At 70.2% G+C, this 19,144-nt stretch carries 15 protein-coding genes; 6 read left to right on the top strand and 9 right to left on the bottom strand.

What is annotated here, in order from left to right:
- Window positions 1-10: 10 nt before the first annotated feature.
- The 4 genes from ACNNMR_RS36645 to ACNNMR_RS36630 are packed head-to-tail and all read right to left on the bottom strand — an operon-like array spanning window position 11 to window position 5,048.
- Window positions 11-1,945: a hypothetical protein gene (locus tag ACNNMR_RS36645; protein WP_419999009.1), complete on the bottom strand. Its 1,935-nt coding sequence runs from the start codon at window positions 1,943-1,945 to the stop codon at window positions 11-13.
- Window positions 1,946-1,948: 3 nt separating this feature from the next.
- Window positions 1,949-2,857, bottom strand: coding sequence for a carbohydrate ABC transporter permease (locus ACNNMR_RS36640; protein ID WP_419999008.1), 909 nt, complete (start codon window positions 2,855-2,857; stop codon window positions 1,949-1,951).
- Window positions 2,854-3,774, bottom strand: coding sequence for a carbohydrate ABC transporter permease (locus ACNNMR_RS36635; protein WP_419999007.1), 921 nt, complete (start codon window positions 3,772-3,774; stop codon window positions 2,854-2,856). Before ACNNMR_RS36635 ends, ACNNMR_RS36640 begins: the two co-directional genes overlap by 4 nt.
- Window positions 3,771-5,048 carry an ABC transporter substrate-binding protein gene (locus ACNNMR_RS36630; RefSeq protein WP_419999006.1) on the bottom strand — a complete coding sequence of 426 codons (1,278 nt, stop codon included), beginning with the start codon at window positions 5,046-5,048 and terminating at the stop codon, window positions 3,771-3,773. The genes ACNNMR_RS36635 and ACNNMR_RS36630 overlap by 4 nt, the downstream gene beginning before the upstream one ends.
- 187 nt (window positions 5,049-5,235) lie before the next feature.
- Between ACNNMR_RS36630 and ACNNMR_RS36625 the strand changes: the two genes are divergently transcribed.
- Complete coding sequence (locus ACNNMR_RS36625) at window positions 5,236-6,384, top strand: FCD domain-containing protein (protein ID WP_419999005.1); 1,149 nt, start codon at window positions 5,236-5,238, stop codon at window positions 6,382-6,384.
- Window positions 6,385-6,451: 67 nt separating this feature from the next.
- Here the strand turns inward: ACNNMR_RS36625 and ACNNMR_RS36620 are convergent, their stop codons facing one another.
- Together ACNNMR_RS36620 and ACNNMR_RS36615 are read right to left on the bottom strand one after the other, a co-directional pair.
- On the bottom strand, window positions 6,452-7,615 hold the full coding sequence (locus ACNNMR_RS36620) for a mandelate racemase/muconate lactonizing enzyme family protein (RefSeq protein ID WP_419999004.1): 1,164 nt from the start codon (window positions 7,613-7,615) through the stop codon (window positions 6,452-6,454).
- Window positions 7,616-7,617: 2 nt separating this feature from the next.
- A complete protein-coding gene (locus ACNNMR_RS36615; RefSeq protein WP_419999003.1) occupies window positions 7,618-8,472 on the bottom strand; it encodes a carbohydrate ABC transporter permease in 855 nt (284 codons plus the stop codon).
- A gap of 211 nt (window positions 8,473-8,683) precedes the next feature.
- Between ACNNMR_RS36615 and ACNNMR_RS36610 the strand changes: the two genes are divergently transcribed.
- Window positions 8,684-9,880: an IS110 family transposase gene (locus tag ACNNMR_RS36610; protein ID WP_419999002.1), complete on the top strand. Its 1,197-nt coding sequence runs from the start codon at window positions 8,684-8,686 to the stop codon at window positions 9,878-9,880.
- Window positions 9,881-9,888: 8 nt separating this feature from the next.
- Here ACNNMR_RS36610 and ACNNMR_RS36605 read toward each other — a convergent pair whose 3' ends face one another.
- Entirely contained in the window at window positions 9,889-10,767 is an 879-nt protein-coding gene (locus ACNNMR_RS36605; protein WP_419999001.1) for a carbohydrate ABC transporter permease, read from the bottom strand.
- 8 nt (window positions 10,768-10,775) lie between these two features.
- Window positions 10,776-12,089: an ABC transporter substrate-binding protein gene (locus tag ACNNMR_RS36600; protein WP_419999000.1), complete on the bottom strand. Its 1,314-nt coding sequence runs from the start codon at window positions 12,087-12,089 to the stop codon at window positions 10,776-10,778.
- Between the two features lie 145 nt (window positions 12,090-12,234).
- Between ACNNMR_RS36600 and ACNNMR_RS36595 the strand changes: the two genes are divergently transcribed.
- The 4 genes from ACNNMR_RS36595 (at window position 12,235) to ACNNMR_RS36580 (ending at window position 17,913) form a co-directional block, all read left to right on the top strand.
- Complete coding sequence (locus ACNNMR_RS36595; RefSeq protein ID WP_419998999.1) at window positions 12,235-12,981, top strand: FadR/GntR family transcriptional regulator; 747 nt, start codon at window positions 12,235-12,237, stop codon at window positions 12,979-12,981.
- Between the two features lie 102 nt (window positions 12,982-13,083).
- Entirely contained in the window at window positions 13,084-15,120 is a 2,037-nt protein-coding gene (locus ACNNMR_RS36590) for a right-handed parallel beta-helix repeat-containing protein (protein ID WP_419998998.1), read from the top strand.
- Window positions 15,121-15,204: 84 nt separating this feature from the next.
- A complete protein-coding gene (locus tag ACNNMR_RS36585; RefSeq protein WP_419998997.1) occupies window positions 15,205-16,554 on the top strand; it encodes a glycoside hydrolase family 28 protein in 1,350 nt (449 codons plus the stop codon).
- Window positions 16,555-16,557: 3 nt separating this feature from the next.
- Window positions 16,558-17,913: a Gfo/Idh/MocA family protein gene (locus tag ACNNMR_RS36580; RefSeq protein WP_419998996.1), complete on the top strand. Its 1,356-nt coding sequence runs from the start codon at window positions 16,558-16,560 to the stop codon at window positions 17,911-17,913.
- 7 nt (window positions 17,914-17,920) lie between these two features.
- Here the strand turns inward: ACNNMR_RS36580 and ACNNMR_RS36575 are convergent, their stop codons facing one another.
- Window positions 17,921-19,114 carry a hypothetical protein gene (locus ACNNMR_RS36575; protein WP_419998995.1) on the bottom strand — a complete coding sequence of 398 codons (1,194 nt, stop codon included), beginning with the start codon at window positions 19,112-19,114 and terminating at the stop codon, window positions 17,921-17,923.
- Window positions 19,115-19,144 lie beyond the last annotated feature (30 nt).

The following is a 19,144-nucleotide window of genomic DNA, read 5'->3' as shown; positions in this document are numbered from 1 at the left end:
GCGTCTCTCCTCACATTCGGCTCCTGTGGTGGGCGGCGCGGTAGGCGCGCGGGGTCAGGCGCAGCTCCAGCCGGATGCACCGGCCGGGCGGCAGCTCCACCTCCAGCCGCGGGCCGCCGACGGGCAGCTCGCGGGTGGTGGTGGCGGGGGTGGGGGCGGCGTACGAGCGCGGGTCGCCGGGGTAGGCGGGGCCGGTCGGGTCGAGGGCATCCGCGCGTACGGAGTCGATGCGGTGCTCGCCGAAGGAGCCGGCCCGTACGACGACGCGTCTTGGGCCTTTGAGCCCGGTGTGCACCAGCTGGACGCACACCCGGTCGGGTCCCGCCTCGTCTACGAGGGCGGCGACGTCCGGCGGCAGCCCGGGGCGGCCGCGCCGCGCGTCTTCGTACGCGATGCGCAGCGGCAGCAGGCCGCCGTTGTAGAGCACCTGCGGGGTGCCGGCGGTCAGCTGCAGCAGCGCCTCGGTGACCACGGGGTTGTGGCGCTGCCAGTGGTGGATGTTGAGGTCGGCGGGGCCGGCGGTGTCGGCGTCGATGAGGGCCATGCGCCGCTCGACCTGGGCGAGGGCGGCGGCCAGCATCGCCTCCGGGTAGCCGGGGTTCGCGCCCCGGAGGTATTCCAGCCAGGGCGCCTCGTGTCCGGCCTCCTCCTTGTTACGGAAGGGGCGCACCGTCCGCCAGTCGTAGCCGCTGGCCTTGCGCAGCCGGTCGAGGCGCTCGGCGTCCTCGGCGGCGCCACCGGCCTGCCACAGCCATGCCGACAGGCCGAGCTGCGGTGGCTGGTAGTCGAACCAGCCGCCGTCGGCGTGCCGGTTGGGTACGAGCAGGGTGGGCCGGTCGACCTCGTCGCCGAGCTCGGCGTGCCAGCGGTCGGCGGTGCTCATCTCCGTACCCGCTACGGGTCCGGTGATCGCGTGCCGGGCGACGAGGTCGAGGGGGCCGCGGCCGATGCCGAGGCCGTCGGTGGCGCCGGTGAGCAGGACGGTGTTGACGGCGGCGACGGCGGCCGCGGTGCCGACGCTGTAGATGCCGTGCGGCCATGACCAGCCGTAGCTGCCGCCGTACCAGCGGCCGTCGTGCAGCTCGCCGACGCGGCCTGAGGGGCCGGTGTTGTCGGGCAGGATGCCGTCGTTGGCGTCGGCCCTGCGCTGCCAGGCGGCGATGTACGACAGCGCCCAGTCGCGGTAGCGGTCGTCGTGCCCGTACAGCCAGGCGTTGGCGGCGAGGCTGGTCGCGGCGAGGTTGATGGCGGTGTCGCCGCGGCCGAGGCGTTCGTCCATGGCGGCGCCCATGCGGGCGGCGTTGGCGGGGTCCTCGAGGTCTTCCCAGGTCGTGATGGCGGGGAGGTCCTGGAGCGGCAGGCCGTACGGGCGCATGGAGGCGAGGTCGGCGCCGAAGCCGGCCGCCCACTCCTCGTTGACGCCGTAGCGGGGACCCCCTGCACCGTTGTGGGGGGCGCGGATGATCCGGGCGTCCGGGTCGTAGTTCGCGGCGTCCGCGCCCGGCAGGTAGAGCTCGGCGAAGCGGTGGGCGCGGCGCTCGAAGTCGGCGTCGGCGGGGTCGGCGGCGCAGATCCCGTAGAAGAGGAGCAGCGACTCGCCCATGTGGAACCAGTCGTAGCCGCGCTCGAATTCGTCGGTGACATAGCCGAGTTCGGTGAGTTGCCTGGTCACCCCTTGCCAGTGGTGCTTGGCGGCGTCCAGGAGGTCGTCGCCGCCGCCGAGCTGGTAGAGGACCGGCCAGTTGAAGAAGGCCTCGTAGAAGTCGTCGGCGCCGTCGCGGGCCTCGGTGGGGCCTTCGTACAGGAGGCTGCCGTCGGGCGCGCAGTACCGGTCGGCGAAGGCCCGCCACGCCTCGTCGAGTACGGCGAAGAGCCGGCGCTGCAGCACGGCCCAGGCGGGCGGGGGGCCGACGGGGACGGTGGCGGTGATGCGTGGAGTGTCCATGGCTCAGCCCTTCGACGCCCCGGCCGTGAGGCCGCTGATGATGTGCCGCTGCATGAAGACGAAGAAGACGAGCAGCGGCGCGATGGCCAGCAGGAGCGTCGGGAAGACGACGGTGTAGTCGGTCTGGTACTGGCTGACGGCCGCGTACACGCCGGTGGTGACGGTGTACAACCCGCTGCCGGGGCCGAGGATGATCTGCGGGTTCACGAAGTCGTTCCACACCGAGAAGGTGTTGAGGATGACCATCGTGGCGACCACCGGCCGCATCAGCGGGAAGATGATCCGCCAGAAGGTCCGGATCCGTCCGGCGCCGTCGACCGCCGCCGCCTGGTCGAGCTCGCGCGGGATGGTGGCGATGTAGCCGGCGTACAGGAAGATCGAGAACGGCAGCGTGAGCACCGTCTCGAAGGCGACGAAGCCGCGCACCGTGCCCATGAGGCCGAGCGTCTTCAGTACGTACACGACCGGGATCACCAGCACCTGGCTGGGGATGAAGGTGCCCGCCAGGAAGAAGAGCATCAGCGCCCGGTAGCGGCGCCGCGAGCTGCGGGCGATGACGTACGCGGCCGGGCCGGCCAGCCCCACGGACAGGACGTTGACCAGGACGACGAAGAGGATGGTGACGCCGTAGCCGCGGATGATGTTGAACTCGCCGCCGCGCAGCACGTCCGCGACGTACGAGAAGGTCATGCCGTCGAGGGGCAGGCCGAAGGGGTTGGAGAGGATCTCCTGCTGCGGCTTGAAGGCGTTGACCGCCAGCACGTACAGCGGGACGAGCATGATCAGGGAGACGAGGGAGAGGAAGCCGAGGCGCAGCCAGCGGCCGTTCCTGCGCTTCTTGTCCGGGGCCTTCGCCGCCTTCCGTGGGCTGCCAGTGGTGTTCTCGGGCACCGCCTGGACCGTCAGCGTCATGAGTACACCGCCGTCTCTCCGCGCCGCCGCAACCGGGTCACGGCGAGGGCCAGCGCGGCAGTGACGAGCATGAGCACCACCGACTGGGCCGAGCCGAGGCCGAGGCGGCCGTCGTGGAAGGAGTTCCAGAGGATGAGGTAGGCGATCGTCTGGGTCTGTCCGGCGGGACCGCCGGCGGTCAGCGAGACCACCAGGTCGTACGTCTTGAGCAGGGTGACCAGCGACAGGACGAGGTTGATGGTCACCGAGGGGCCGAGGGCCGGGAGGGTGACGTTACGGAAGACCTGCCAGCGGGTCGCGCCGTCGATCTTGGCGGCCTCGATCAGCGAGTGCGGCACGGCCTGGAGACCGGCCAGGTACAGCACGACGTTGACGCCGAAGGCCGCCCAGATGACGACGCCGGTCATGGTCGCCACCGCCCAGTCCGGGTCGGACAGGAAGGGCAGCACCTCGCCGCCGTGGGAGGTGACGAAGTTGTTCACCGCGCCGGTCGAGCCGAGGATCGCGCTCCACAGGAAGCCGACGACCAGGGCGCTGAGGACGTGCGGGTAGAACAGCACCATGCGGAAGAAGGAGTTGGCCCGCGCGCGGCCGTTGAGGAGGAGGGCGAAGCCGAGGCCGAGGACGTTCAGGCCTACGGTCCCGGCCGCCGCCAGCAGCAGGGTGACCGTGACCGCGCGGCGCAGCGCCGGGTCGCCGGCCAGTTCGCTGTAGTTGGCGCCGCCGACGATGGCCGGGCTGGCGCTGAAGCCGTCCCAGTCGGTCAGGCTGAGGTAGCAGGCTAGGCCGACCGGGATGACGAGCATCACCGTGTAGAGGATGGTGGCGGGGCCGACCATCACGAGGGTGGTGAGGCTGTCCCGGAGCGAGCGGGTGCGGGGTGTGGTGCGGGTGCTGCTGCTGCGTATCGCGCTCATGAGTGGGACTTCACCCACCGGTCCACGGCCTCGGCGACCTGCTCCGGCGACCTGCCGGTGTACAGGCCCTGCACTTCGGTGTTGAAGGCGGAGTTGAAGCCGCGCGGCAGCGTGTTGTCGCCGTAACCCTCGCCCTGGGCCACCCCGGCGGGGGCCTTCTCCAGGATCTGCTGGATGTCCTTCTCCAGCGGCGTGAACTTGCGGTCGAAGCCGCGGCGGAAGTTACCGTCCTGCTGGAGCTGGCTGGCGATCGCCTTCTTGTCGGTGACGAGCCACTCGACCAGTTCGAGCGCGAGCTTCTGCTCCTTGGCGTTCTTGAGGATCATGTACGGGGCGGCCATCGTCGCGCCCTGCGGGCCGGGGTGGTCCTGGCCCTTCTCGACGGGCGCGGGGAAGACGCCGACCTCGAAGTCCTTGTCCTTGGCGGCCTTTTCGGAGGCGGTGAACCAGCTGCCCATCACGTACATCGCCGACTTGCCGCCGAGGAAGCTGGTCTCGCCGTCGGCGTTCTTGAGGCCCATCGCGTTCTTGTCTACGTAGCCGCGCTTCAGCCACGTGTCGTAGCGCTTCAGGTGCGGCAGCATCGACTTGCCGACGGTGGTCTTGCCGGATGCCACGTCCTGATACCAGTTCGGGTGCCGCTGGGCGAGGGACGGGTCGGTGAGCTGCAGCAGCTGCAGGCCGGTGACGAACTCGCCGGAGGTCTGCAGCGGCAGATAGCCGGCCTTCTTCAGCTTGCCCATCGCGGCGGTGAGTTCGTCGAGCGTGGTGGGCGGGGTGTCGATGCCCGCCTTCGCGAAGGCCTTCTTGTTGTAGAAGACGAGCGACTGCGCCTGCTCGCCGACGCCGACGTTGTATACCTTCCCGTCGAGCGCGGCCTCCTTGACCAGCGGGGTGTCCTTCACCCATGGCTTTCCGGTGAGGTCCAGCATCTTGGGCGCCAGCACCTTGTCGACCATGAGCGTCTCCACGACATCGGGCGCGTCGCCCGCGGCGAGCTGCTGCTGCAGGGTGTCGGCGACGCCCTTGCCGCTCGGCGCCTCGATCTTCACGTCCACGCCGTCGTGCGCCTGCTCGAACGGCTTGACCAGCTGATTCCAGTACTCCTTGGTGAGGTTGGGGGTGATGTTGACGAGCATCCGGACGGTGCCGCCCTTGTCGTCGTCCGCCGAGCCGTCGTCCGAGAAGCCGCCGGAGCCGCACCCCGTGAGCCCGGCGACGAGCACCGCCGCCGCGCCGCCCGCCCACACCTTCGCCGTCCGCCGCTGACGCATTGGTTCCTCCTTGGCGAGCACCCTGATTACGGTTTAACGGGTCAATCATCGAGCAACGATTGTTAATATGTTCGTGACGGATGCACCCGTCAAGGCGTGTGACAGCAAGGGAAAGTTGATGACAGTGCGGCGGCTCGGCCGCGCTGTCGAGTCATAAGTACCTGCATCTTCGGAGGTGTTCGTCCCCGTGACCATCCGTGATCTGCCGAGGTTCCCGCGGCTGAGCGAGGAGGACCGGGCGACCCTGCGCGACTTCGCGGCGGGCTCCTCCGTGGCCATGCAGCTGCGCAGCCGGATCGTGCTCGCCTGCGCCGACGGCCTCGCCAACGCCGACATCGCCCGGCGGCTTCAGGTCAGCCCGGCGACGGTGGCGAAGTGGCGGGAGCGGTATCTCAGCCGCGGCGTCGCGGGGTTGAGCGACGCGCCGCGCTCCGGCCGCCCGCGCAGCAGCACCCGGCAGGAGGCGGAGGACCACATCGCCGGGGTCGTCGAGCAGTCCCGGAGCGGCGGCGCGACCGTGCCGTCCACCCGGGCGCTGTCCCAGACCCTCGGCCTGTCGCAGTCCACCGTCGCCCGCATCTGGCAGGAGCAGGAGCGCCGGCTGCGGCAGGCGGAGCCGCAGGCCGCCGGGCCCGTACCCGCACCCGTAGCACCGGTGTCGGGCGAGGTCCCGCTCGCCGAGCAGCTGCCGCGCCAGCTGCTTTCCGATCACGTCTACGCGCTGCTGCGCGACTGGATCGTCGGCGGCGAACTCCTCCCCGGCGACCGTCTCGTGGAGTCCGACGTCGCCCGCCGGGTCGGCACCAGCCAGGCCCCCGCCCGGGAGGCGATCAAGCGGCTGGCGCACGAGGGCCTGGTGCTCACGCAGCCGCACCGCGGCACGTATGTGGCCCGGATATCGGAGCAGCAGGCGCAGGAAGTACGGGACATCCGGGTGATGTTCGAGGAGTACGCGGCCCGCAAGGTGGCGCAGTCCCTCGCCCCCGAGCACGCGCGGCTGATCGCCGACGACGTGGCCGAGCTGCGCGCCGCCGCCGACCGCGGCGACATCGGCGCCTTCCGGGACGCCGACATGTGCTTTCACCGGCACGTGTGCGAGGCGGCGGGCAATGCGGCGCTGGCCCGGCTGTGGCGGATGATCGAGTCCAGCATGTGGGGGCTGCATGTGCTGGGCAATCCGCGCTACGGCGGCGACTGGCGGGCGATGGCCGACTATCACGCCGAGCTGCTGGCGGCGCTGGAGTCCGGTGACGCGGACGTCGCGGGGCGGATGTTCGCCGCGCATGCGGCGGGCGAGGCGTCGCGGTATCACCGCGAGCACCCGGGGCGCCCGTAGCAGCGGGTCCGGGTCAGTCCGAAGCCCCGCTGCAGTCCGCGGCCCCGCGTCAGTCCGCGGCACCGCCTCAGTCCACCGCCTCGTCGATACGCAGCGACGCGACCATCCGCCGCCCCGCCCGCGCCGGCCGCACATGCGGCCCCTGCCCCGCGCCGCTGTCCGCGGCGCCGGCGACCTTCCGTACGGCCTCCTCGTCGACGGCGATGCCGAGGCCGGGTTCGTACCCGAGCACCACCTGCCCGTCCTCGAAGGACTGGTCGACGGCGAGGCCGTCGGGGAAGCCGAGGTCCTGGACCTCGATCGCCAGGTGGTTCGGTGCGGCCGCCGCGGCATGCGCCACCGGGTTGGCGCAGTAGCCGACGGGGCTGACCGGCAGGTCGAAGGCGTGCGCCAGGTTCGCCACCCGCAGGAAGTGGGTGATGCCCCAGACGCTGCCGGCCTGCACGATGTCGACGGCGTCGGCCCGGAGCAGCGGCCGGAACTGCTCGAGCCCGGTGAGGTTCTCCCCCGTCGCGACCGCTGCCCTGACCGACTGCGAGACCCGCGCGAGGCCCTCGACGTCCCAGCGCCGCACCGGCTCCTCGATCCAGACCAGGTCGAGGGCGTCCTCGATCCGTGCCACATGGCGCACCGCCTCCTTGCGTGACCACGTCTCGTTGGCGTCGAGCATCAGCGCCGGCGGGCGGCCGGCCGACGCCGCGTACACGTCGCTGACCAGCCGCAGCCGCCGGATGTCCGCGACCGGGTCGAGGCCGCCCTTGACCTTGACCGCGGTGAAGCCGCGCTCGGCGAACTGCTGCTGCAGCCCGGCCAGTTCGGCGTCGCCGAGTGGGCCGTCGAGGCCGGAGGCATACCCGGGCACCACCCGGTCCGCGGCGCCCAGCAGCCGCCAGAGCGGCTCGCCCGCGGCCTTCGCCTTCAGGTCCCACAGCGCCATGTCGAGCGCGCCGATGGTCCCGAAGACGGCACCCGCGTGGCCCGCCTTGAAGACCTGCGCGAGCATGCCGTCGTAGAGCGCGCCGACGGACCGCGGATCCTGCCCGTCGAGGACCGGGAAGAGGTCCGCCACATGTTCGTACGAGCCGAGGCCGACGCCGGTGTGGCCGGTGTCGGTGGTCAGCAGCACCAGCGGCACCCGCGTCACGCCGGAGGCGACGGAGCCGTTGGCGTCCCCGATCGGCCGGCCCCACCGGTGCACGGTGGTCAGGGTTCGGTATCCCGTAACGCGCACGCCTACCCCTTCGTGGCGCCGGCAGTGACGCCATCGGTGATCTGCCGCTGGAAGAAGAGATAAAGGAGCAGCACGGGCAGCGCGGCGATCAGCACGCCGCCGGCGAACAGCGGGATGTTGTCGGAGTACTGGCCGCGGAGCGCGGTGACGCCGACCATCAGGGTCCGGTTGTCCTCGGACTGCATGACCAGCAGCGCGATCAGCACGTCGTTCCAGCAGAAGAGCGCGTTGAGGATGCCCGCGGAGAGCAGCGCCGGGCGGCCGAGCGGCACCATGATCCGCCGGTAGACGCCGAGCGTGCCGCAGCCCTCGACCCGCGCCGCCTCGACGATCTCCTTGGGGATACGGGCGTAATAGCTGGTCATGAGGAAGATCGTGAACGGGAGAAACTGGCCGGTGTACGCCAGGATCAGCCCCGCGTGGGTGTCGAGCAGGCCGAGCTGGCCGAGCACCCGGGAGAGCGGCACCATGATCACCTGGAACGGGATCATGAGGGTGCCGAGGCAGACCAGGAAGAGGGTCTTGCGGCCGCGGAAGGTCAGGCGGCTGAGCGCGAAGCCCGCCATGGAGCCGAGGAGGAGCAGCAGGGCGACGCTCCCGGCTGTCACCACCGTCGTGTTGAAGACGTACCGGCCGAGACCCGAGCCGCTCCAGGCGTCGCTGATCGCGTCGCCGGATAGCCGGTCGGCGAGGGAGAGCCGGTCGAGGGTGTATTCGCGCTGGGTCTTCATCGCCACGTTGCCGGTGAACAGCACCGGATAGACCGTGGCGACGGCGAGCCCGAACATCGGCACCGCGACCGCCCAGCGGCTCACGTCCGTACGCCGCATATCAGGCGGCCCTACCTTCCAGATCACGGGTGAACCCCAGCCATTCGTAGGGTTGTGGCACCCAGGGGGGCGGGGTGTGGCTCTCAGGCTGGCTGCCGTTCGAGGCTGAAGAGGCTTGGCCGCCCCGCTCCCCACGACGACTCGGCCGCCGATTAGGAAGTGCGACAAGGTCGCTGTGTAGGGCAATGCCGGCGAGGTCGTCCGTGGTACGCCAGACAGGAACGACTTCGGGAGCACGATGAGCCGGATATGGGCCGGGATCGACTGCGGCAAGACCCACCACCACTGCGTCGCCATGGACACCGACGGCAAGACCTTGCTGTCGCGCAGGGTGGCCAACGACGAGCAGGAACTCCTCCAGCTCATGGGCGATGTCCTCGACCTCGCCGACGGCCGCGAGGTGACGTGGGCGATGGACATGACCGGCGGTGAACCGGGTCTGCTGATCGCAGTCCTGGTCAACCACATGCAGGAGCTGCTCTACATCCCAGGCCGCATGGTCAACCGAGCGGCCGACACCTACCGGGGCGAGGGCAAGACCGACGCCCGCGACGCCAGGATCATCGCCGACCAGGCACGCATGCGCCGTGACCTCCAAACGATCCGGCCCGACGACGAGACCACGATCGAGCTGCGGCTGCACACCAGCCACCGCACCGACCTGGTCGCCGACCGCACCCGAACCATCAACCGTCTGCGGGGCACCCTGCTGAGCATGTTCCCCGCACTCGAACGTGCCCTGGAACTCACCAACGCCGGGCCGCTGGTCCTTCTCACCGGCTACCAGACACCCGCCTCCCTGCGCCGCATCGGCGTCAGCCGGCTGACCACCTGGCTGCGCAACCGCAAGGTCCGCGGCGCCGAAAGCCTCGCCAAAGCGGCCGTGGAGGCCGCCGCACGCCAACACACCGCCGTGGCCGGAGAGAAGGTCATCGCGAAGATGGTGCACACCTTGGCGAGGGAGGTGATGGCCCTCAACGAGAAGATCGCCGAGATCGACAAGCTCATCGAGGGCCGGTTTCGCGAGCACGAACTCGCCGAGGTCATCTTGAGCATGCCGGGCATGGGGCCCAAGCTCGGTGCCGAGTTCCTGGTCGCCATCGGCGGCAGCCTGGACGGCTTCCCCACCGCGGACCGCCTCGCGGCCTTCGGTGGCGTCGCTCCCGCCCCGCATGACTCCGGCAAGACCAGCGGCAACCTGCGGCGCCCTCAGCGCTACCACCGGCGCCTGCAGCGCGTCTTCTATACCTCCGCGCTGGTCAGCTCCTGGAGCGATCCCAACTCCAAACGGTTCTACGACCGCAAGCGAGCCGAGGGCAAGAGCCACGTCCAGGCCGTCCTCGCGCTCGCCCGCCGGCGCGTCAACGTGCTGTGGGCCCTCATCCGAGACCGAAGGTGCTACCAAGTCACGCCGCCAGTCACGCTCGCCGCTTGACAACAGCATTAGGAAGCCTCCTTTGTCGCGCGCTTGATGAGGCGGATCTGCAGCAGGCCGACCACGAGCATCACCGCGAACAGCACCATCGAGGCGGCGGAGGCGAGCGCGGGCCGGTTCATCTGCCCCTGCTCGACCCAGATGTAGAGCTCGGGGAGGTACGTGGCCGAGCCAGGGCCGCCCGCGGTCATGATGTACAGCAGGCCGAACATCCCGGTCAGCATCCCGATCATGGTGGTCACGAAGACGAACTGGATGGTCTGGCTGAGCTCCGGGATGATCACATGCCGCAGCGTCTGCAGCAGGCCGGCCCCGTCGACCCGCGCGGCGTCGAGGAGCGACTGGTCGAGCGTCGAGAACCCGGCCATGAAGATCACCAGCGCCATGCCGAAGGTCGCCCAGGTGTGCACGGCGACCACGGTGAACATGGCGGTCTTCGAGTCCCCGAGCCAGTCGACGGAGCCCATGCCGGCGGACTCCAGGAGGCGGTTCAGCGGCCCGTCGTAGGCGAGCAGGATGTTGAAGATCGCGCCGACGATGACCGGCGAGAGCACGACCGGGAAGAAGTAGACGCTGCGGTAGAAGCGGTAGCCCGGGACCTTGAGGAAGAGGAAGGTCGCCAGCAGCCCCGGCACCGCGACCACCACCGGCAGCGCGGCGAAGAGAAGACCGACGTTCTTTACGGCGCTGCGGAAGACCGGGTCGTCGGCGAGCTCCCGGTAGTTGTCGAGGCCGATGAAGACGCCGTTCAGGTCGCCGTCCCCGGTCAGCGAGTACTGCGCGCCGAGCAGCAGCGGCACCACTCGCATGAGGATGATGACGAGGAGGGCGGGCCCGAGCAGCACAACCGGACCGATCGCCTCGGCCCGCCACCGGCGTCGCGACATGGGGACTCCTACTTGCTCGTCTGCCGGTCCGACTTGCCGAGCTGCGCCAGCGCCGCGTCGATCGAGACATCGCCGCCCAGCAGCTCCTGCGACAGCCGGTGCAGCAGGTCGAGGGTCTTGGCGGACAGGGCCGTGTGCAGCAGCGGCTTGCTCGTCTTCAGCGAGGCGACGAGCTCGCCCGCGACGGAGGAGCCCTTGCCGGGCGGCTCGACCGTCGTATCGGCCGCGATCGCGCCGGTGCCGTCCGCGAAGGACTCCAGCGCGCCGCTGCTCGCCAGGCTCTGCACCAGGTCGTACGCGATGTCGGCGTCAGGCGTCCGCTTCAGCACCCCGTATCCGATGCCGCCCTCGGCGGGCAGGAAGGACTCCGCGACCTTCGGCGACAGCAGCGGCGGGTCGTAGACGCCCAGGTTCTTGCCGAGGTATTTGCCGAAGGACTTCCAGTGGGCGGTGTCGGACAGCAGCCCGATGACATTGCCGCCCTCGCCGCCGGAGAACTTCGAGTACTGGTCCATGAAGGTGGCGGTCGAATTGACGCCGTCGTTGTACCAGCCCTCCCTCTTCCCGCGCACCCACAGCTCGAAGATCTGCCGCACCTCCGGCGACGACCAGTCGCGCTCCCCCGCCAGCCAGGCGTCGTACTGCTTCGGCGGGAAGACGCCGGGCGCGAAACCGGACAGGAAGAACTCGATGCCGAGCCCCTCCTTATTGCCGAGGCTGAAGCAGCTGCTGCCGCTCTTCTTGATGGCCTGGCACACCTTGACCAGCTGGTCGAGGGTCTTCGGCGGGGCGTCGGGGTCGAGCCCGGCCTTCTTGTAGACGGCCTTGTTGTAGTAGAAGGGGAAGCCCTGCAGGGTGACCGGGACCGCGTAGGTGCCGCCCTTGTCCTCGAAGGCCTCCCAGCCGGTGAGCCGGTCGCGCAGCTTCCGGACGTGGCCGTCGAGGACCACGAGCGAGCCGGCCCGCTCGCGCAGCTGCGCGCCGCCGTTGAAGAGCGCGACGTCCGGGCCCTTGCCCGACTCGATGGCGGTGCCGAGCAGCGTGTAGTAGTGGTCGTACGGCTGGGCCACGAACTCGACCTCGATGTCCGGGTGCTTCTTCTTGAAGTCGGCCTCGGCCTTTTCGAAGTACTCCTTGGCGTTGGCGTCGCCGGACTTCCAGTCCCAGACGACCAGTTGCCTGGGTGCGGCCTTGCCGCCCGACCCGTCGTCCGGCGCCGCGGCTCCGCAGGCACTGGCCGTTGCTACGAGCAGAGATGCGGCCGCGGCGGCTATGTACGGCGTTGAGCGGCGAGTTGATGCGTGCCGTCGATCCTGCGGCATGAGGGGTCTCTCCTGACGCTTCACCGGTGGGAAGTTTGACAGGCGCATGTCTGATCACACAGTCAGCAGTTGTCTGTTGTCAAGAGATTGGAGCGCGTGGCTAGACTGGCCGGGCAGCAGTCCGCTACGAGGAGGAGGACCCGCAGTGAGCGTCTCCCCGGAGGCCGGCGTGGAGTTCAAGCTGGAGGTCCCGACCGCCTCCCGTCGCCGCACCCGACTTGCCCAACTGGTCGTCGACTCCCTGGTGGACGGCATAGTCTCCGGCAAGGTCCCGCCGCGCGCCGGGCTGCCGTCCGAGGCGGTGCTCTCGCAGACCTTCGAGGTCAGCCGCATCACCGTGCGCGAGGCCGTGAAGCTGCTGGAGGCGAAGGGCCTGGTGTCCGTACGGCACGGGGTGGGCGCCGTGGTCAACGCGGACACGGAGTGGAACCTCCTCGACTCCGACGTGCTGGCGGCCGCGATGCGGCACGACGAGAACCTCGCGATCCTCGACGAGCTGGTCAGCGTCCGCATCTCGCTGGAGTCGGACCTGGCGGCGCTGGCCGCCGTGCACGCCACGGAGGACGATCTGGCGGAGATCAAGGGCCTGTTCCATCAGCTGGAGTCCGAGGTCCGCACGCCCCAGGCCTTCATCGGCACGGATGTGAAATTCCACGACCGGATCATGGCGGCGAGCGGCAATCGGCTGGCCCGCTCGATCGTCAGCACCGTGCACAGCAAGGCCCGCACGAGCGAGCGCTATCAGGGCCACCCCAGCGTCGAGGACGTCACCGTCACCAATGGCGAGCACGCTCGCGTACTGGAGAGCCTGCTGGCCCGCGACCCCGAGGGGGCATCGGCCGCGATGGCCGGACACATCCGCTCGGCCTGGTCACGCCGCCGGCCGGCGTAGCGCCGCTCTTACGCCAACTCCCCGCACTCGTTGACGCGTTCAGAACACGGGACTACGGTCACACATCTGACCTGACAGTCAACAGACATGTGAGGAGCTGCTATGCCCCGGCGCTGGAGCAGACCACCCTGGCGACGCCACCTCGCAAGCGGACTCACCCTCCTGCTGGCCACGACCGCACTCGGCGCCACCGCCTCGGCAGCTCCCGCCGGCGCGTCCCCCCGACCCTTCACGATCGTCATCGCCCCGCACGGCCCCGAAGCGGCGCCGGACGGCGATGTCACCGTCACCTCGATCCCGGCGGCGAAGGCCCTCGCCCGGAAGCACGCCCGCGACCGTGAGACGCGGGTGGTGCTGGACGGCGGCACGTACGAACTGGACAAGCCGCTCCGCTTCGGCGCCGCGGACGGCGGCTCGGGCGGGCACACGGTCACCTGGACCGCCGCGCCCGGCGAGCGCCCGGTCCTGTCGGGCGGGCAGCGGCTGACCGGCTGGAAGCTGCACGACCGGAAGAAGAACGTCTGGGCCGCCGACGTCCCGAAGGGCACCGAGTCCCGGCAGCTGTACGTGGACGGGCAGCTCGCCGAGAAGACCCAGCGGCAGCTCGCCGCCGACAAGGACGACCGGGAGCATCTGACCTGGACCGAGCGCGGGCTGACGCTCAGCGACGACCGGTTCGGCGACCTGAGCAAGCTGCGTAACCCCTCCGACCTGGAGGTGGTGAGCATGGGGTCCTTCACCGACCGGATCTCCCCGGTCGAGAGCATCGCGGGCCGCGAGATCCGCATGGCGCAGCCGGCCTGGGAGAACAACAACTTCGGCTACGACACCCTCAAGTCGCCGTACAACCGGGGCGCGCTCTACCTGGTCAACGCCTACGAATTCCTCGACGGCCCCGACCAGTGGTATCTCGACTCCCCCGGCGGCAAGGTCTACTACCAGGCCGAGTCAGGCACGACGATGGCCGACCACGACGTGCGGCTGCCGAAGCTGGAGACGCTGGTCGAGATCGGCGGGAGTTACGAGCGGCCGGTGCGCGGGCTGGCCTTCCGCGGGCTGCAGTTCTCGCACACCACCTGGATGCGGCCGAGCTCGAAGTGGGGGTACGCCGACCAGCAGAGCGGCGCGCACATCGTCGGCGAGTACGAGCCGCCGGCCGACTACCTCACCAGCTGCCAGGACGGCTGCCCGGAGTTCGAGGAGACCCGTAACGAGTGGTGGCAGGTGCCCGCGGCGGTGCAGGTCTCGGCGGCGAGCGGCGTCAGCTTCCGCGGGAATGACTTCGATCAGCTCGGTTCCGTAGCCCTGGGTATTGGGATGGACCCCAATGCGCATGCGACCGGCGTCGGTTACGGCACCTCGGACATCGGGATCCACGGCAACACGATCTCCGACACGGCGGGCTCCGGCATCGTCGTCGGCGGCGTCCAGCCCGACGCCCACCACCCCAAGGAACGGCGGAAGGTGAACCGCGATGTCACGATCAAGGACAACACCATCACCCGGGTCGGGCAGAGCTACCGCGACAGCGCCGGGGTCCTGTCCACGTACGTGACCCGGGCGACCATCTCGCACAACACGCTCACGGACCTCCCGTACGACGGCATCGACATCGGCTGGGGCTGGGGCATCAATGACCCGGGCGGCAATCAGTACTACAAGGACGCCGGGCTCTACGCATACCAGCCGGTCTACGACACGCCAACGACCTCCCGCGACAACCGCGTCAGCCAGAACCTGATCTACGACACGAAGAACAGCATGCACGACGGCGGCAGCATCTACACGCTGTCGGCCAGCCCCGGCACGGTCATCGACCGCAACTACATCTACGACAGCCGGGAGACCTTCGGGATGCTGATCGACCAGGGGTCGCGGTATATCGACGTGCGGGAGAACGTGATCCTCGACAGCAGCCGCTACATCTACGTCAACGCCGACGAGGAGGGCGCGGAGATCTTCAACACCCTCGACTGCACCTTCACCAGCAACTGGCGGACGGGCGGCGAGGAGCGCTCGCCGAGCGGCCCTGAGTACAACTTCACGTGGACCGACAACGTCGACCTGAACGGCGTCGACCGCGACGACTGGCCCGAGGAGGCGAAGCAGGTGATGACGGAAGCGGGCGCTCGCGGCTAGCATGCATGGTGGCATACCTCTGGCATGCCACCGCGACTCCAGCTCGAAGGAGCTTGCATGAGCCGTCCCACCCGTAGAACCGCCTTGCGTCTGAGCGCACTTGCGGCCGCCGCCGTCCCGCTCTCCAGCACCACGGCGGCGGCCGCCTCGCCACCCGGCCCCCACTTCCCCATCCTCGGCTACGGCGCCATCGGCGACGGCGGCACCGACTGCACCGGCGCCTTCCGCGCCGCGATCGAGGCCTGCCACGCCGCGGGCGGCGGGCGCGTCCTGGTGCCCGCCGGGCGCTGGGCGACCGGGGCGATACGCCTGCTCAGCGGCGTAGAGCTGCATGTCGCCGAGGGCGCCACGGTGCTGTTCAGCACCGACCCGGCCGACTATCTCCCGGTCGTACGCACCCGCTGGCAGGGCATCGAGGTGCACAACTACTCCCCGCTGATCTACGCCTACGAGGCCCACGACATCGCCGTCACCGGCGGCGGCGTGCTGGACGCCCAGGGCAGCAATGAGCACTGGTGGCCGTGGAAGGGCTCCGGCCAGTTCGGCTGGAAGCCTGGTATGCCACACGAGCGCGACGACTGGGCGATGGTGGAGCGCTGGGGCACGGACGGCGTCCCGCTGGCCGAGCGGGTCCTCGGCGCCGGCCACTACCTCCGCCCGAGCTTCATCCAGCCGCACTCCTGCCGCAATGTCCTGATCGAGGGCGTGACCCTGCGCAACTCCCCCTTCTGGAACATCCACCCGGTGCTCAGCCGCGACATCGTGGTCCGCGACGTCACCATCGCCAGTCACGGGCCGAACAGCGATGGCTGCAACCCCGACTCGTGCGCGAACGTCGTCATCCGCCGCGTCACCTTCGCCACGGACGACGACTGCATCGCCATCAAGTCGGGGCGCGATCAGGACGGCTGGCGGGTGGGCGTGCCCTCGCGGAACATCCTGATCGAGGACTGCACGTATCTCAGCGGCGGCGCGGCGGTGGCGATCGGCAGCGAGATGAGCGGCGGGGTCCACGATGTGCTGGCCCGGCGGCTGCGCGTACCCCTCGATCCGGCGCTGGACGAGGCGTCCGTCGGCTGGATCCTGAACGTCAAGTCGACGCCGACGCGCGGTGGTTACGTACGCGACATCCGGGTCACCGACGTCGACGCGCCCGGCTGGACGTACGTCCCCTTCGAGGTCACCTTCCAGTACGCCGGCGGCACCGGCGGCGAGCGCTTCGCCGACGTCTCCCGGCTGTCGGCGGCGCGCTGGTCCATGCGCGGGCCGTGCGAGTACCCCGTACGGATCCGCGCCCGCCCGCAGGCGCCCGTGCGCGATGTGCGGCTGTCGGAGCTCGACTTCGACGCCGCCACGCAGAACATCCTGCTTGAATCGGTAACGGATCTTTCCCTGCACGACGTGGTCGTCAACGGCCAGCACCAGGAGGCCTGAAGCATGGCAGCAAGCACGGAACCCGCCCGCGCGGTCGTGGTGGGCACCGGCTCCCGCGCCCAGATGTTCACCAACGCGCTCGCCCGCCGCCCACAGCTGAGCGTGGCAGCGCTGTGCGACCCGAATCCGGCCCGGATCGCGCACCACCAGAAGCTGCTCAAAGAGGCGGGCCGGCCGGAGGCGGCGGCCTGGGCCCCAGAGGAATTCGAAAAGCGGCTGCGCGCCGAGGACATAAGCACGGTGGTGGTCACCACCGTGGACTCGCTGCACGACGCGTACATCGTCCCGGCGCTGCAGGCGGGCTGCCGGGTGGTGACGGAGAAGCCGATGACGACGGACGCGCCCCGCTGCCGCCGCATCATGCAGACGGCCGCCGATACGGGCGGCGACCTCGCCGTCGCCTTCAACTACCGCTACAACCCCGTCCACGCCGAGGTCCGCCGCCTGCTCGCGGACGGCGCCATCGGCGACGTGCTGTCGGTCCACTTCGAGTGGCTGCTCGACACCCGCCACGGCGCGGACTACTTCCGCCGCTGGCACCGCGAGAAGGACAAGAGCGGCGGGCTGATGGTGCACAAGGCGAGCCACCACTTCGACCTGGTCAACTGGTGGCTCGGCGCCCGGCCGCAGCAGGTGTACGGGCAGGGCAGGCTGGCGTTCTACGGCCGCGACGCGGGCGAGCGCACCGGCTACCGCAGGGAGTACGAGCGCGCCCACGGCGCCGCCGCGGCTGCCGATGACCCTTTCGCGCTGCCGCTCGCCGACAACGACGCCCTCCGCTCCCTCTACCTCGACGCCGAAACCCACGACGGCTACCTCCGCGACCGCAACGTCTTCGGCGACGACATCACCATCGAGGACGACATGTCGGTGCTGGTCCGCTATGACACCGGGGCCTCGATGACGTACCACCTCACCGCCTACTCCCCCTGGGAGGGCTACCGGGTCGCCTTCAACGGCACCGGCGGCCGGCTGGAGCTGGAGGTCGAGGAGAGCCGCTGGCAGCCGCGGCGGCTGCGGACCTCGTCGGGCAAGGGCGCCATCCACGGCGACAAGGCGATGGCCAATGCGGGCGGCCCGCGGATCCTGCTGCGGCGCCTGTGGGAGGAGCCGGAGGAGGTGGCGCTGCCGGATTACGACCACGCCGGGCATGGCGGGGGTGATGAGCGGATGCTGTCGGCGCTGTTCGGCCCGGCGGACGGGGGCGCGGGCGAGTCCGGGTCCGGGTCCGCCGACGACGCCCGCGCCACCGCCGTCGACGGCGCCCTCGCCCTGGTCACCGGGCTCGCCGCGAACGAGTCCTTCGAGACGGGCGCCGCCGTCGCCACCGAGGCGCTCGTCCCGCTGCCCGCCAAGTGAGCTGTGCCTACGGCTGGTGGGCGCAGGCCACCTCCAGGTCCCAGAGGATGACGGACAGCGCGTACGGGCTGATGGTGTGGTCGCCATGCGTGGCGTCCTCCAGCAGCTCCCAGTGCCCGTCCCCGATGACCTGGACGCGGTGGCGTACCACCGGCTCGTAGGCGCGGTGGCCCACGGCGTTGAAGCAGCACTCGTCGAAGCGGTTGAGGATCTGCATCTGGCGCCGGTGCCGGCCGGTCGCGGCCAGCGCGTACAGATCCATGAAGTCGGTCAGCCCGTAAAAGACCGGGTGGCGGTCCTTGCGCTGCTCCCAGTCGCCGGTGGTGGGGCTCGGCTTGGGTGGTGCGGAGCGCAGGAAGAAGGGGAGCGAGCCGGCGGTCGGGTAGCTGCGGGTGACGCGCGGGTCGAGGGCCGGGTAGACGGTCGTGGCCCAGCCGCCGCCGGACAGGCCGATCATCTGGACGGAGGGCGGCTGGTGGGCGCGCTGGACGTGGTTGAGGGCGACCGCGAGCGGCTCCAGGAAGAAGCGGAGGGTCGAGAAGTCCGCCGTCTCCCAGGGCCCGAGGTCGTTGTGGGATTCGACCGTGACCGTACGGGAGGGGTCGGCCGGGTCGGTCAGCTCCTTGGGGTTCCAGTGGTAGAGCGGCATCGCGAAGAGCAGCACGAGATAGCCGGCGTCGAGCAGCGCCTGGGCGGTGCGCTGCATGGTGCTCGGCTCCTCGCCGTGACCGTTGTGGTAGAGCGCGAGGCGGCCGTGGCCGGTGCCGCGCGGCAGCAGGAGGAAGGCGATCGAGCGGAGCCCGTACGGCAGCTGGACCGTCAGCCGGTCGATGCGCCGGACGCCGGTGAAGGCGGGGAGCTCGGGGGCTTCGACGCCCTTGGCCACGTCCGGCATGCCACCGGGCAGCTTGCCGTCTGCGGACTTCCACACCTCCCGTACGAGGGCGGCGCGCAGGTCGCTGACGTCGTCGGTCGTGTGGACCTTCATCAGCTCCTCGACGTCTACGCCGACGACCTCCTCGGGCAGCGCCTTGTACGTGAGCGGGTGCGCGGCGGCGACCTCGGCGTTCACCGGGCCTACCGGGCGGGCGCGGGGCGGTTTCCCTGCGGCGGGGGCGGCTGAGGCCGGCGCGGACAGGCCGCCGACGGTGGCGGCGGCACCGAGGGCGCCGAGGACGGTTCTGCGGGAGAGCGCGGACATGCGCTGAGTCACCTTCCAGGAAGCGTTGTC

This window comes from Streptomyces boninensis, assembly GCF_048572725.1.
Classification (GTDB): domain Bacteria; phylum Actinomycetota; class Actinomycetes; order Streptomycetales; family Streptomycetaceae; genus Streptomyces; species Streptomyces boninensis.
The sequence above is the reverse complement of the archived record's forward strand: the minus strand, read 5'-3'. Positions and strand labels throughout refer to the sequence as shown.

What these genes read in the sequence shown, in the direction of transcription:
- ACNNMR_RS36645 (WP_419999009.1), bottom strand. Translation starts at nt 1,945, where the DNA reads ATGGACACTCCACGCATCACCGCCACCGTCCCCGTCGGCCCCCCGCCC.
- ACNNMR_RS36640 (WP_419999008.1), bottom strand. Translation starts at nt 2,857, where the DNA reads ATGACGCTGACGGTCCAGGCGGTGCCCGAGAACACCACTGGCAGCCCA.
- ACNNMR_RS36635 (WP_419999007.1), bottom strand. Translation starts at nt 3,774, where the DNA reads ATGAGCGCGATACGCAGCAGCAGCACCCGCACCACACCCCGCACCCGC.
- ACNNMR_RS36630 (WP_419999006.1), bottom strand. Translation starts at nt 5,048, where the DNA reads ATGCGTCAGCGGCGGACGGCGAAGGTGTGGGCGGGCGGCGCGGCGGCG.
- ACNNMR_RS36610 (WP_419999002.1), top strand. Translation starts at nt 8,684, where the DNA reads ATGAGCCGGATATGGGCCGGGATCGACTGCGGCAAGACCCACCACCAC.
- ACNNMR_RS36605 (WP_419999001.1), bottom strand. Translation starts at nt 10,767, where the DNA reads ATGTCGCGACGCCGGTGGCGGGCCGAGGCGATCGGTCCGGTTGTGCTG.
- ACNNMR_RS36600 (WP_419999000.1), bottom strand. Translation starts at nt 12,089, where the DNA reads ATGCCGCAGGATCGACGGCACGCATCAACTCGCCGCTCAACGCCGTAC.
- ACNNMR_RS36590 (WP_419998998.1), top strand. Translation starts at nt 13,084, where the DNA reads ATGCCCCGGCGCTGGAGCAGACCACCCTGGCGACGCCACCTCGCAAGC.
- ACNNMR_RS36580 (WP_419998996.1), top strand. Translation starts at nt 16,558, where the DNA reads ATGGCAGCAAGCACGGAACCCGCCCGCGCGGTCGTGGTGGGCACCGGC.
- ACNNMR_RS36575 (WP_419998995.1), bottom strand. Translation starts at nt 19,114, where the DNA reads ATGTCCGCGCTCTCCCGCAGAACCGTCCTCGGCGCCCTCGGTGCCGCC.